At 48.5% G+C, this 13,147-nt stretch carries 17 protein-coding genes; 14 read left to right on the top strand and 3 right to left on the bottom strand.

Annotation, left to right across the window (positions count from 1 at the left end; all coding sequences use genetic code 11):
- Nucleotides 1–4: 4 nt before the first annotated feature.
- The 12 genes from ACKX14_RS04015 to ACKX14_RS03960 all read left to right on the top strand — a co-directional run bounded on the left by ACKX14_RS04015 (nt 5) and on the right by ACKX14_RS03960 (nt 9,864).
- Complete coding sequence (locus ACKX14_RS04015) at nt 5–412, top strand: TadE family protein (RefSeq protein WP_422444893.1); 408 nt, start codon at nt 5–7, stop codon at nt 410–412.
- The gene (locus ACKX14_RS04010; protein WP_422444891.1) at nt 409–1,356 is read left to right on the top strand and encodes a pilus assembly protein TadG-related protein; all 948 of its coding nucleotides are present in this window, start codon (nt 409–411) and stop codon (nt 1,354–1,356) included. The genes ACKX14_RS04015 and ACKX14_RS04010 overlap by 4 nt, the downstream gene beginning before the upstream one ends.
- Nucleotides 1,357–1,381: 25 nt before the next feature.
- Nucleotides 1,382–2,083: a Flp pilus assembly protein CpaB gene (gene cpaB, locus ACKX14_RS04005; protein ID WP_422444889.1), complete on the top strand. Its 702-nt coding sequence runs from the start codon at nt 1,382–1,384 to the stop codon at nt 2,081–2,083.
- A 15-nt stretch (nt 2,084–2,098) separates the two neighbouring features.
- Nucleotides 2,099–3,178: a CpaE/TadZ family protein gene (locus ACKX14_RS04000; protein ID WP_422444887.1), complete on the top strand. Its 1,080-nt coding sequence runs from the start codon at nt 2,099–2,101 to the stop codon at nt 3,176–3,178.
- Between the two features lie 12 nt (nt 3,179–3,190).
- Nucleotides 3,191–3,322: a hypothetical protein gene (locus tag ACKX14_RS03995; protein ID WP_422444885.1), complete on the top strand. Its 132-nt coding sequence runs from the start codon at nt 3,191–3,193 to the stop codon at nt 3,320–3,322.
- Nucleotides 3,323–3,339: 17 nt separating this feature from the next.
- Nucleotides 3,340–4,701 (top strand): TadA family conjugal transfer-associated ATPase, encoded by a 1,362-nt coding sequence (locus tag ACKX14_RS03990; RefSeq protein WP_422444883.1) that lies wholly within the window; start codon nt 3,340–3,342, stop codon nt 4,699–4,701.
- A gap of 13 nt (nt 4,702–4,714) precedes the next feature.
- Complete coding sequence (locus ACKX14_RS03985; RefSeq protein WP_422444881.1) at nt 4,715–5,674, top strand: type II secretion system F family protein; 960 nt, start codon at nt 4,715–4,717, stop codon at nt 5,672–5,674.
- Nucleotides 5,675–5,687: 13 nt separating this feature from the next.
- The gene (locus ACKX14_RS03980; protein ID WP_422444879.1) at nt 5,688–6,611 is read left to right on the top strand and encodes a type II secretion system F family protein; all 924 of its coding nucleotides are present in this window, start codon (nt 5,688–5,690) and stop codon (nt 6,609–6,611) included.
- 12 nt (nt 6,612–6,623) lie between these two features.
- Nucleotides 6,624–6,974 carry a DUF192 domain-containing protein gene (locus tag ACKX14_RS03975; protein ID WP_422444877.1) on the top strand — a complete coding sequence of 117 codons (351 nt, stop codon included), beginning with the start codon at nt 6,624–6,626 and terminating at the stop codon, nt 6,972–6,974.
- 7 nt (nt 6,975–6,981) lie between these two features.
- The gene (locus ACKX14_RS03970; protein ID WP_422444875.1) at nt 6,982–7,959 is read left to right on the top strand and encodes a HAMP domain-containing protein; all 978 of its coding nucleotides are present in this window, start codon (nt 6,982–6,984) and stop codon (nt 7,957–7,959) included.
- 62 nt (nt 7,960–8,021) lie between these two features.
- Nucleotides 8,022–9,209, top strand: coding sequence for a sensor histidine kinase (locus tag ACKX14_RS03965; RefSeq protein WP_422444873.1), 1,188 nt, complete (start codon nt 8,022–8,024; stop codon nt 9,207–9,209).
- On the top strand, nt 9,193–9,864 hold the full coding sequence (locus ACKX14_RS03960; protein ID WP_422444871.1) for a response regulator: 672 nt from the start codon (nt 9,193–9,195) through the stop codon (nt 9,862–9,864). Before ACKX14_RS03965 ends, ACKX14_RS03960 begins: the two co-directional genes overlap by 17 nt.
- 81 nt (nt 9,865–9,945) lie before the next feature.
- On the opposite strand, the gene ACKX14_RS03955 is transcribed toward ACKX14_RS03960, so the two are convergent.
- Both ACKX14_RS03955 and ACKX14_RS03950 read right to left on the bottom strand, forming a co-directional pair.
- Nucleotides 9,946–10,338, bottom strand: coding sequence for a type II toxin-antitoxin system VapC family toxin (locus ACKX14_RS03955; RefSeq protein ID WP_422444869.1), 393 nt, complete (start codon nt 10,336–10,338; stop codon nt 9,946–9,948).
- A 7-nt stretch (nt 10,339–10,345) separates the two neighbouring features.
- The gene (locus ACKX14_RS03950; RefSeq protein ID WP_422444867.1) at nt 10,346–10,636 is read right to left on the bottom strand and encodes a YlcI/YnfO family protein; all 291 of its coding nucleotides are present in this window, start codon (nt 10,634–10,636) and stop codon (nt 10,346–10,348) included.
- 437 nt (nt 10,637–11,073) lie between these two features.
- On the opposite strand from ACKX14_RS03950, the gene mntA reads away from it, so the two are divergent.
- On the top strand, nt 11,074–11,520 hold the full coding sequence (gene mntA / locus ACKX14_RS03945) for a type VII toxin-antitoxin system MntA family adenylyltransferase antitoxin (RefSeq protein ID WP_422444865.1): 447 nt from the start codon (nt 11,074–11,076) through the stop codon (nt 11,518–11,520).
- A complete protein-coding gene (gene hepT / locus ACKX14_RS03940) occupies nt 11,517–11,954 on the top strand; it encodes a type VII toxin-antitoxin system HepT family RNase toxin (RefSeq protein ID WP_422444863.1) in 438 nt (145 codons plus the stop codon). The genes mntA and hepT overlap by 4 nt, the downstream gene beginning before the upstream one ends.
- Nucleotides 11,955–12,011: 57 nt before the next feature.
- Here hepT and ACKX14_RS03935 read toward each other — a convergent pair whose 3' ends face one another.
- Nucleotides 12,012–13,001 carry a D-alanine--D-alanine ligase family protein gene (locus tag ACKX14_RS03935; protein ID WP_422444861.1) on the bottom strand — a complete coding sequence of 330 codons (990 nt, stop codon included), beginning with the start codon at nt 12,999–13,001 and terminating at the stop codon, nt 12,012–12,014.
- Nucleotides 13,002–13,147 lie beyond the last annotated feature (146 nt).

Genomic DNA, 13,147 nt, shown 5'->3' with positions numbered 1-13,147 from the left:
TTGCGTGATCAAGATTATAAGGCTTGAAAAAAGCCAGAAGGGTCAGGCTATGGTGGAACTCGCCCTGATACTGCCGGTCATCGTCTTAATACTGTTCGGCATTTTGGAATTCGGGCGCATATTTTATTCCTACATCGTCATAACCTACGCCGCCCGGGAAGGTGCAAGGGCCGGGGCGGTGGGAAAAACGGACGCCGAGATTATCGCCAGGGTGCGGGAGGCCGCTCCTTTGCCTGAGGCCGACACCAGGCTGCATATCGTAAAACTTGAGCCCGGAGAGGCCGACCGGATGCCGGGTTTGCCATTTACAGTGGAAGTCGCTTATGACGCGGATCTGATTACCCCTCTATTTGACAGCCTGCTGCCGGACCCCGTCATCCTTAAATCCAGAGCTACAATGAGGATTGAATGATGAAAAAACATTGTTTGATGCTGACAAGATTAAAAATTGACCAAAGAGGCTCTGCCCTGGTGCTGGCGGCGGCCATGCTGGCGGTGTTTTTGGGTTTTACCGCCCTGGTGGTGGACGTGGGCACCATGATACTAGAAAAAAGCCGCCTGCAGAACGCGTGCGATGCTGCTGCACTTGCTGCGGCCCGAGAACTCCCGTCCGTTGCTCTGGCCGAACAAAAAGCCAATCAATATCTGGAATACAACGGTGTTGCGCCGGAAGAAGCCCGTGTAAGTTTTGACCCCGGCGGTGTCAGGGTAACCGTTGAAGCATCACGCCGTGTAGATTACACCTTTGCCCGGGTTTTCGGTTTGACAAATGGCGAGGTTTCCGCCAGGGCTTCCGCCGTATTTGGTGGCGTCAGTGCCATCAGCGGTGTGGTCCCCTTTGGTATTCCGGACCAGACGCTGGTGTACGGGCAGGAATATCGCCTGAAGGCGGGCTCACAGGATAAATACGGACCCGGCAATTACGGCGCTCTGGCTCTGGAATTGAGGGGGGCCTCCAGCTATGAGAACAACCTTAAATATGGATACAGGGGCATCGTAAAAGTGGGAGAATGGGTAATGACAGAACCCGGCAACATGTCCGGACCTACGGAAGAAGGAATAAATTACCGTTTGAACAGCTGCCCGCATAACCCTAAGTGCACCATTGATCACTATTATCCCGATTGTCCCATGGTAATGATAGTGCCCATATTCAACCCTACACCCTTGCACGGCAGAGATGAGGTTCAAATTGTGGGATTTGCAGCCTTTTTATTGAAAGGGGTTGAGGGAAGGGGCAAAGAAAGCGAGGTTTCGGGCTATTTTTTGCAAATGGTCCCGCCGGAGGGGCTGCGGTATACAATCGACCCACATCAATCCGATTACGGTTTACATGCGGCAAAACTTGTAGATTAAAAAATTTATCGGGGAGATACGGCATATGAAAAGCAAATTTATTTTACTGCTGGCGCTTGTATTCGGCTTTACTGCCGCTTTTGGCACATACAGGTACATGGAAGATTTAAAAAAAACATATATGACGAAGGGGAATTTTGTCCCGGTAGCCACTGCAAAGCAAAAGATTGCCGCAAGGACCGTCATCAGCGGCGATATGCTGGAGTTTAAAGAAATGCCGGCTCAGTATGTGGCGCCGGGCACCATAATGAATATCAAGGATGCGGTGGGCAAAATGGCCCGCGGCGATATTTACCCGGGGGAGCTAATCCTGAGCGACAAACTGGTGGCGAGGGATGATCCGGCGGCAGGCCTATCTGCAAAAATTACAAAGGGCAAGAGGGCCGTCTCGATACCGGTAAATAACATCACCGCACTGCACGGGCTGATTAATACGGGAGATCACGTGGATGTAATGGTGACATTTAATGCTCCGGGTGAGCAAAAAACCCCTGTGACTTCTACCATAATACAAAACGTGCCGGTGCTGGCGGTCAACAGAGCCATGGACAGCGGCGTACCAGCAAAGGAAGAGCTTCAAACAATAACGCTGATGGTGGAACCGGAGCAGGCCCAGCAGATAGCGCTGGCCATACAGCAGGGCAGCGTTCAACTGGCGCTCCGCTCGCCGGAGGATTCGGATGTGCTGCCGGTTCCAACAAGCAAACTTGGACATTTAATGCGATAGCGGGGAGGTTTTTTCATGACGCCCATCACCGTATTGATAGCCGATGATATACCGACAACAAGGGAGGATATAAAACGCCTGCTTTATTTTGAAGAGGATATAAAGGTAGTGGGTGAGGCGGCCGACGGCCATGAGGCCGTTTCACTGGCGGAGGAACTTAAACCGGATGTTATATTGATGGATATAAATATGCCCCGCCTGGACGGCATTGGAGCAACGGAGCAAATCTCCGTCAACGTGCCCCAGAGCGCCATCATCATTATTTCCATTCAGGGCGAGCAGGAATACCTGCGAAAGGCCATGGCCGCCGGGGCCAGGGAATACCTGGTCAAACCCTTTTCGGCAAATGAACTGGCAAACGCCATCCGCCGGGTAAACGAAGCCCAGAAGCGGCGGAACATGTACCTTATGTCATCCCAGCCGGCGGGTTCCTCTCAGGTCCTCGCACAGAAGCGCGGCAAGGTAATTACCTTTTTCTGCACCAAAGGAGGGGTGGGCAAGACCACCCTGGCCTGCAATTTGGCCGTAGAGCTGACTCAGGAAACCAGAAAGAAAGTGGCTATACTGGACCTGGACCTTACCGCCGGCGATGCCGCAGTGATGCTTAACATCACTGCTAGAAGCACCATAGCCGACCTGGTCCAGGAACAGGAAACCATGGATTATCAACTGGTAGACGTATTCCTGGTGCCACACCTGTCGGGTCTGAGGGTTCTTCCGGCGCCGGCAAGCCCAGAACAAGCGGAACTTGTTCACCAGCACCATATAGAGCAACTTCTAAAAATTTTAAGAGAAAACTTCGATTATATCATCGTGGATACTGCCCCGCTTTACAGCGACATAAACCTGGGAGTCCTGGAAGCTAGTGACAGGATAGTGCTGGTTTTGAACCAGGATTTAACTACGTTAAAACACGTCAAAACCGCCCTGGACATCATGAAAGCCCTGAACTGCGAATCAAAGGTGAGGTTAATCTTAAACCAGCAAAACAACGAAGGCATCAAAGTCAGGGAACTGGAAAAAACGCTGAACACCTCCATTACGGCATCGGTGCCCGATGACGGCAAAACGGTTAGAAACTCCATAAATAAGTGAGTGCCTTTCGTAATGGGTCAGCCTTTCTCGAAAGTTTCATCAGCCGTAAAAAATTTGATCGACCTGCTGGACCTGGCCAAAGAAAATGAGACCCGGGAAACGACTTCCGTAAAATCTTTTGTAACGAGAATTCTAAGTTTTTAAATCCGGAGTGATACAGCGTGTCTTTACTCAAAAAGCTCGAAAGCAAAAAGGTGCCGGAAGATTTGAACCGCGAAGAACGAAAGATGCCGCAAAACCACTTGAGATGTGACCCTTACGCCGACTTGAAGGTCAGCCTGCACAAAAAGGTGGTGGACGAACTTAAAGACTTACAATCCCCGGAAAAACAGGAAAGCGAATTCATGGCAAAGCGAATTGAACAGCTGATCGAACAGTACTTAACATCTGACGGCGACAACCGGATCCCCCGCGTGGATAGACTCAAAATAGCAGCTGAAATAGTTGATGAAATTCTCGGTTACGGCCCCATAACTCCACTCCTCAATGACCCGGATATAAGCGAAATAATGGTAAACGGTCCCAATCAGGTGTATGTGGAAAAAAACGGCAGGCTGGAACTTACGGAAGTGGTTTTCAGGGATAATGACCATGTTATGAATATAATCGACAGAATTGTTTCACCCATCGGAAGGCGTATTGACGAAAGCATGCCGATGGTGGATGCAAGGCTTCCGGACGGTTCCCGCGTAAATGCAATCATACCTCCCCTTTCTTTAAACGGACCGGTTATAACAATCCGGAAGTTCTCCCGGGACCCCTTTACGGTGGAAGACCTGATTAACTTCGGAACGCTTACACCGCAAATGGCTGAGTTCCTGGAGGCCTGCGTCAGGGCAAGGCTGAATATCGTGGTCTCCGGCGGGACCGGCAGCGGCAAGACAACCACGCTCAACGTTCTGTCTTCATTTATTCCCCCTACGGAAAGAATAATCACCATCGAAGATGCTGCGGAACTGCAGCTTCGCCAGCCTCATGTAATAACACTGGAAAGCCGCCCCCCGAACATTGAGGGCAAAGGGGCCGTAACCATCCGGGACCTGGTTCGAAATGCGCTTCGCATGAGGCCGGACAGAATTATAGTCGGTGAGGTGCGCAGCGGCGAAGCGCTGGACATGCTGCAGGCGATGAACACGGGCCACGACGGATCTCTCACCACGGGCCATGCCAATTCCCCCAGAGATATGCTGTCGCGCCTGGAGACTATGGTTCTGATGGCCGGGATGGATCTGCCGGTACGGGCCATACGGGAGCAGATATCGTCGGCTATTGATTTGATCATACAGCAGAGCCGCCTGCGGGATGGTTCCCGCCGCATTACGCACATCACCGAAGTGCTGGGGATGGAAGGTGATGTAATTGTCCTGCAGGATTTATATACTTTCCGCCAGACCGGCGTGGACCAGGACGGCACGGTAAAGGGGTATTTTGCGGCCAGCGGCATCCGACCCAAATTCATGGACCGCATTGAAGCCAGCGGGATAAAGCTCTCGCCCGGTATATTTAAACCGGAGGCCTTTTGAGGGGGTGAAAGGCATGCAAACCCTGTACATATTGATATTTACAGCGGTATTTTTGACGGTGCTGGGGGTCGGCGAACTGAAATCTTCGGACATGCAGAGAGTGATAACCCGCATAAAAAAGATTGCGGCTCAGGATGTAAGAGATAAGATAACGACCAAAGGTTCGGAGCACGGGGAATTGCTACGCAGGTTGCTGACAAGGGCGGGGAATTTTTCCATGACCCGGCGCCTGGGAAGGTTCGTGGATAAAAAACTGGAAGAAGCGGATGTGCTGCTGCGCGGCGGGGAGTTTATTGTAATAGTGCTATCCTGCGCCCTGGGCGCATCACTGTTTGCACTTGCAATTACTTTAAATCCTGCCGCAATTCTACTTTTGGGACTTGCGGCGGGGGCTGTCCCTTTTGTGATGCTGAACGCCGCTCGGGCAAAAAGGCTTTCCAGTTTCAATTCCCAGATCGGAGACGCCCTGACCATCATGGCCAATTGTCTCCGCTCAGGCTTCAGTTTCCTGCAGAGCATGGACATGGTGAGGAAGGAACTGCCGGACCCTATAAAAAAGGAATTTACCAGAACCATCAAGGAAATAAACCTGGGCACATCCACCGAAGAGGCCCTTGAAAACATGGCAAAACGCGTGAACAGCGACGACCTGGACCTGGTGGTCACGGCGGTGCTTATCCAGCGGCAGGTGGGGGGTAATCTTTCGGAGGTCCTGGACAATATTGCCGGGACCATCCGGGACCGCATCCGCATCAAGCGGGAAATAAGGACCCTTACAGCCCAGGGCCGAATCTCGGGTCTCATTATCGGCCTTTTGCCCTTGCTTCTTGGAAGTTTTATGCTGGTGGCAAGACCTTCTTATATTATGGAACTTTTTTCATCCAGGCTGGGTCTTCTCATGCTCCTCTTTGCCGTTGCGGGTGAGATTACAGGCATGCTGATTATAAAAAAGATTGTGGACATAAAGTTTTAAGGAGGCCGTGTGAGTGGCAGTGGTTCTGATTTTAACGGGCGTTTTCGGCGGAGTATTTACATGCACGCTGCTGATATACCTGTGGATTTTCGGTGAAAGCATAAAAATGAGCAGGCGGGTGACGGCCGTGGTAGGGGCGGCCCCGATTCCCATACGGCAGCAGGAATTGTCCTCGCCCTTATTTCAAAGGTTTATAAGGCCCATACTGGCGGGCCTGGCAGGGGTATTTGCACGCTATGTTCCGGCCGCAAGGGAAGAGATTTTGGAAAAGAGAGTGATAGAAGCGGGCAGGCCGTTCAACCTTTCACCACGTGAATTTATGGTGATAAAATACATGCTTGCCGGCCTTTCCGCCCTCGCACTGAAAACATTGTGGCAGTTTACAGGGCAGACAACCGTACAGTCCGCCGTCATGGCCGTTGCCGGAGGTGCCTTCGGCTGGCTGCTGCCTGATGCGGGGATAAACTCAAAAATAAGGCGGCGAAAGGAACAGGTGGAAAAGCAGCTGCCCGATATCCTGGACCTCATCACCGTCTGCGTGGAAGCGGGCCTTGGTTTTGACGCAGCACTTATGAAGGTGACAGAGAAATATAAAGGCGTGCTGGCCGAAGAGCTGTCGCTGGTGCTGCAGGAAGTGAGAATGGGTAAGCCAAGGAGAGAAGCCCTCCGGGAAATGGCCGAAAGGCTGGCGGTTGACGACCTGTCAAACTTTGTAGGGTCGATTATCATGGCGGAACAGCTGGGGATCGGCATAGGAAAAGTGCTGCGCTTGCAGTCGAAAGAATCACGTCAAAAACGCCGCCAAAGGGTAGAAGAAATGGCCATGAAGGCACCGGTAAAAATGCTGATACCCATGGTGATGTTTATATTTCCCGCAGTGTTCATCGTCCTGCTGGGGCCGGCGGTCATCCAGATAATGCGGGCTTTTGGTTTTTAGGGAGGAGAAATTATGAAGGCGATTAACTCCACCAGGAAAACGGTCCTGGCCGATAGAGTTGAAACGGCGTTCGATTTTGCAAAAAGGCTGGTGGGCTTGATTTTAACACCGGATTTTAAAACCGGCATGGCCCTGCTTATCATGCCGTGTTCATCTATACATACCTGGTTCATGAGATATCCCATCGATGTGATTTTCCTGGACGGCGACAACAGGGTCTTGAAGGTGGCGCAATCCATCCCGCCGTTCCGGTTTGGACCGGTGGTAAGAAAGGCCGTAAAAGCTCTGGAACTGCCCGCCGGGGTGTGCAGGGCCACCGGCACGGAAATTGGCGATGTGATTGAATTTACTTTCGAGGAGTGATAAAAGTATGGCAAAAAGCTCGTACAAAGGCGGAGGTTTTTCTCTTACCTTCCGGCTGAGCCTTGGCTTTACGCTGCTCATCACCCTTTTAATGGGGGCGGTGGGTTTTTCCACATATATGAGGGAGCGCAATGTCCTCATAAAATGGGTTGTAGACCGGGGGTGGGCCACGGTGCGCCTTCTCAATACGGTGGCGTTCGAGGCGGCAAGGTCCGGAAATTATGCCGTGCTTGATGAGGTAATGAAGGATTTGCATGCCGACGGCTCTATCATGGAAGCTGTAATTCTAAATGAAAACGGCGATGTCATGGCATCCTGCGGCATTGCGAGCGAAGTTTCGGCCAAAGCAAAGGCCGAATATATGGCAGCCGGGGCGGACGGCAAAAAGCTTACTCCGGTAAGAGACGGCAACGGGAAGGTGACCGCCGTCGCTTTTACATCGCCCATCTTGGACGGCGGCGGCAAATCCGTCGGCCGTATTTACATCACGACGGATTTCAGGTTTATTGAAAATTACCTCCAACAGACGGCCTATAACATTATTTTTAATTTTGTTCTGGCGATACTGGCCGGGCTCCTGCTGGCCCGCCTGATAATCATCAGGGCCGTGGGCCGCCCGATAAAAGAGCTGCTCCTGGCCACCGAAAAGGTTGCCGTCGGCGATTTTTCATATAAGCTGCCCGTTGCCACGGGGGATGAACTGGGGCGTCTGGCCGGGGCTTTTAATGCCATGAGCGGGCAGCTGGGAGTGCTGTTTAACTCTATAAAAAACATTGTGGGCGACATGTGCTCCACCTCAAACCTTATAGCAAAGCGCTCGGAATTATTTGAAAATGGCGCCGGAAAAATGGACGCCGCCCGGCAGTCCGAATTGATGAAGGAAATTGGCTCAAGCGCCAGGCGCCTTGCGCGCATGAGCGACCAGCTCAACTCCCTCGCACTGCAGTTTAAAACGGAAGGCTACACATTCGCAGATTTATATTAAAATATTTATTATAGAAGAATTTTTGCCGATTAAAATAATTTGGTTTAGAAGGATGAACAGCCTTGGTCAATATAGCCAACCTCGAGAGGATAATACAAAAGACGCGAAAGGTTGTCGAAAAGAGCAAAGAAGAACTCTACCAGCTGGGCGAAAGCGCGAGGCTGGAGTATGAGAGGACAAAGCAGGAGCTCGAATCGGTAAAAAAGGAGATTGCGAGTATTATCAAAGAGGTTGACGACCTGGAGAAGACTTACACCCAGTCGAGAATTCATTTGATGGAAGTCAGCCGGGATTTTAAACGCTACACCGAAGAACAGATTAAAGAAGCTTACGAAGAAGCCAATAAAAGACAGATAGAGCTTTTGAGCAAGCGAGAAAAGGAAAAATTGCTCCGGCTGCAGAGGGATCACCTGGAGCGCAATCTAAAAAATTTAGAAGTCACCATAAGGCGTTCGGAAGAATTGATTGCAAACGTGGGAATGGTGCTAAAGATATTAAGCAATGATCTTGAGACCATCAGCAATCAGATAGGCGAGATGCAGCAGATGCAGGCCCTGGGCCTTTCGGTGATTATGGCCCAGGAAGAGGAGCGCAAGCGGGTGGCGAGGGAGATTCACGACGGGCCCGCCCAGAGCCTGGCAAATATAGTAATGAGGGCCGAATTTTGTTTGAAGCTGATGGAGGTTAATCCGGCGATGTTAAAGGAAGAACTTTACGGTTTGATGGATCTGGTGCGCAGGAGCCTCCAGGACGTGCGGAAAATAATTTTCGACCTGCGCCCCATGGCCCTCGACGATCTGGGCCTTGTGCCCGCCCTCAAGCGCTACGTTGAACAGTATATGAACGACTACGGTATCTATGTCGAGATAATAGTAATGGGCAAGGAATACGAGCTTTCTTCTTCCCTCGTGGTGGCCATTTTCCGGGTTATCCAGGAATCCATGACAAATATAAGGAAATATGCCAGGGCCACGGAAGTGCTGATAAAAATAGAATTCTTGAAAAACAGGATAAATGTGGTTGTCCGGGACAACGGCTGCGGTTTCGACGTGGAAAAAGTAATGGCCGAAAAGAGCGGCATGGCCTTCGGGCTTATCGGAATGAGGGAGCGCATACAGTTATTAAAGGGCAAATTTGAAGTAAAATCTTCACCGGGCCAGGGAACGGAAGTGATTTTAAGCGTGCCGACGGCCCATGAGGAAAATGGCCTGGCCGGAGTACGGAGGGGTGAGCATGTCACAGGCCGGTAAAAAACAAATTAAAGTAATTATTGCCGATGACCATGCCCTTCTTCGGGAAGGCATAATAAAAATCCTTTCGCTGGAACCGGATATTACTGTGGTGGGGGAGGCCGAAGACGGCGATCAGGTGATAGAACTGGCCAGAAATACCGATGCCGACATCATACTGATGGACATCAATATGCCCAATGTTAACGGTATAAAAGCCACGCAAATAATAAAAGCGGAAAAGCCGGGGATAAATATAATAGCCCTCACAATCCACGATCAGGAAGAGTATTTGTTCGAGCTTATAAGGAGCGGCATTTCCGGCTATGTTTTAAAGGACATCAGACCCCACGAGCTAGTGAAGACCATCCGGTGCGTTGCGGAAGGGCAGGCTTTTATCCCTCCTTCACTTACCCCAAAAGTTTTCAAAGAGCTCAACCGGCTGTCTAAAAAAAGGGAAGAGGAGTCCCGATATCATTTTGATCTGACAGAGAGAGAACTGGAGGTGCTGCAGCAGATTTCCATGGGGCTTTCCAACAGGGAGATAGCGGAAAAACTTTTTATAAGCGAAAAGACGGTTAAAAATCACCTGACGAATATATTCCAAAAGCTGGGTGTAAGCGACCGGACCCAGGCGGTGCTGTTTGCAATCAAGCACAATCTGGTGGAAACCTGATGCCGCACAATTTTTGAACCACTACATTATAGATGAGGAAGACCCGCTAGAATACGGATTTTCTTTGAGATAAGTGAAGGTTCAGTGCTTATAAATCTGATTCTGTTCCAGCATTGGATAATGTTTTACATTAGCAGTGACAAGTATGCATTTATTAATATATGCCGTAGCGCCTATTAGAGCATCAAAACCGCTAATCGTAATGCCTTTTTTCCGGTAGCACATAGTCCAATCACCGGCTAGTTTTGCGATGGATGGGGTTAAATTGCAACATGAAAAACCTTCAAAAAAAGCTTTGACGCCATTTTCTTCCCCTTCCCGCATGCCGCTATATACCTCATAAACTGATAATATCGAATAGTGTATATTATTACCTTCGTCAAGCCAGCGCTCAATGAGTTTTTTTATGTTTTTATTTCCCCGCAGTATTTCAATAATAGCGGTGGTGTCAAGAAGATAGTTTTTATACAGCATAATTAAATTATTCTCCTTTGGTATTCCGCAAATAATCATAAGTAGTTCTTTTTTCCGCCACCCATTTGGCAATCGCATCGGAGTCCTTTAGGTCGGGGTGGTTTTCATCGCTCCATGTTCCGAAAGATTTTTCCAGTGCCATCTTTGCGTTTATACGCTTTAGCTCGTTTTCAGTAGCCGAAATGATAAAATCGCTCCTGCAACCATTTTCCACCAGAGCATCTATCTTTTTAAGCAGCGCCAGAGGGAATCTTATCGAGATCAATTTAGTCTTGTTATCATCCCGATTTACATACATATTTCATCAACACCTCCAGTTTATAATCATTAGATTGTAATACATTATTGTATATATATTGTAATACATTATTGTATATATATCAACACTTTTTTTTTACTCATTTTCGGCATTAAACAAAATCCTATCCCTAAAGAACTCGAAATGAAAAAATAATACCATATTTAAGACAACGTTATGTGGAATTGAAACCCATAAAACTGCCAAATCAAACCCTGTATAAAGAAAGACAAAAAATCAAGAAGTTAAAGCAAGCAGCATTAGAGACCATAGCTAATCTGCCCGTATTATCGATCAGGCATGAAGGGCGGTTTGATTTTATTTCCAGGCCGTGCTATAATTTAATGGAATTAAAGTTTCTGATTTTAAAAAAAATATGCCAATTAAAAAACAGGCTTATCATTAACTATAAATTACCGGATTTGGGAGATTTTTTTATGATAAAATTTGGTTCAAAATTGCCCAAAGACATTCTGGTAAAGGCTGTCGAAAAGCTCCCGGAGGTTTTTGAAAAAAGACCCGATATTGTGGCAGGATATATTTACGGTTCTCACGCCACGGGTAAGACTACCGATTTAAGCGACATAGATATAGCTGTGTTATTGCAAGGCGAAACTTCCTTTGAGGCGGAACTTGAACTCATCGGAGACATATCCGAAGCCCTTCACACCGATGATTTCGACCTGGTCATACTTAACAATTGCCCTCCATATTTGCAGTATGAGGTCATTTCATCGGGCAGATTAATTTATGAAAAAGATCGGGAATTAAGATGCGACTTCCAGGTCAAAGCTTTACAGCGTTATTTCGATGTCAAACATATATACGACGAATACAATTATTATCTGAAAAAAAGGATAAGAGAGGGCAGGATGATAAATTGAACGAAGAAAAGATATTACGCCAGCTAGGCCTTCTGAATAATTATTTGAGTCGATTGAACAAACTTAAAAATATTTCAATAGATGAGTTTAAAAAGGATTCTATAAGTCAAGCGGCGACTGAAAGATTACTCCAGGTGGCGATAGAAACTACCCTGAATATCGGAAATCATATAATTGCCAGCAGGGGATACAGGAGCCCTAAAGACTATGCGGATGTCTTTAAAGTCCTTGAAGAAGAAAAAATTATACCCCCCGAATTTTCAAGCGAGTTGCAGCAGATGGCTAAATTCAGAAACAGGTTGGTCCATATATACTGGGATATTGATATAGATATGTTATACGATATACTTCAAAATAAATTAAGCGACTTTGAAAAATTTGCTCAGGTTGTCCTGCTGGAAATGGAAAAAAGTAAAGCTAAAGAAGAACAATAAATATCTCAGTATGGATAATATTTTTCAGCAAAGAGCACCCCATGAGGGGTGCTTTTTTCATGATATCATCATGTTTTTCTCACTCAAGGGCAGCCGGTATCTCTTTAAAGCGCTGTCGATAATGGAACCTATGAATTTTGCCGCATTCATGCCGGCTGCTTCCGCCATATAGCCCATGTAGCCGTGATGGGCTTTGCCCGACGACATGGTGAGGCCGGCAAAGGTGTTGAGCTCCAGGAAGTAGGGTGTGCCGTCTTCGCTCAAAATCATGTCTATCCTGCCGTAATCCCTGGCGTTGAGTATCGTGTATATTTTTTTTGCCGCGTCTTTTATCCTGCTTTCTTCCTCCGGTGAAAGTTTTGCCGGGCAGTGGATAATCTCGTTGTCCAGCATCTTGTGCTCGAAAGTATTGGTGGCCGCGGAGTTGTATTCTATTTCCAGAACCGGCAGGACCCGTGGGTCTTCATATCCGATGAGGCCCACCGTGATCTCCCGGCCTTTAATGTACTCCTCCACCAGCGCCGGCTGTCCGATTTTTTCGGTTATCTTGGCCACCACCTTCGGAAGGTCTTCAGGGCGCCGCACTATGTTTTCCTCGCTGATGCCGGCGCTGCCCCTGCCCCTGAGCGGCTTTACAAAAAGGGGATATTTTAACCGGTGCTCCGGAATCCTGTCAGGGCCGTAAGCCACGAAGAAGCTGGGTGTAGGCAGCCGGTGGTAAGCTACGATTTTTTTGCGTGTGGCTTTGCTGGTGGCCACCAGGTCCAGCCCCGAACCCACGAAGGGGATGCCGAAAGTCTCCAGGAACGCCACCTCCTGCAGGGATGAGGCGTTAAAAACAATATCCACCTTCTCGCTCGTGAGATTTTGGAGGGTTTCTCTGGGGTCCTTTTTCCACTCCACCAGGACAGCGTCAAATCCCGCTTCCCTGATGGCGGTGTAATGCTGGAAGGCCTCATCGTAAGCGTCATCGAAGATTTTATCCTGTGTGAGCTTTCTCTGGAGCTCCACATTTCTGAATCTCCTCCATAATACTCCTACCTTCAACGCAATTCCCCCTTTATTAAATTTTTAATTTTTTCGCGGCTTAAAAATAACGGACTGAGAATTATTAGAATTGCCGCATAATAATTATACAATATAATGATAATGTGTTGCAACAATGTACTGGACAACACTTGCCGGCTTTTAAA

It is taken from the genome of Thermorhabdus hydrogeniformans (assembly GCF_049310025.1).
GTDB lineage: Bacteria > Bacillota > Thermosediminibacteria > Thermosediminibacterales > Tepidanaerobacteraceae > JBJYKD01.
The sequence above is the reverse complement of the archived record's forward strand: the minus strand, read 5'-3'. Positions and strand labels throughout refer to the sequence as shown.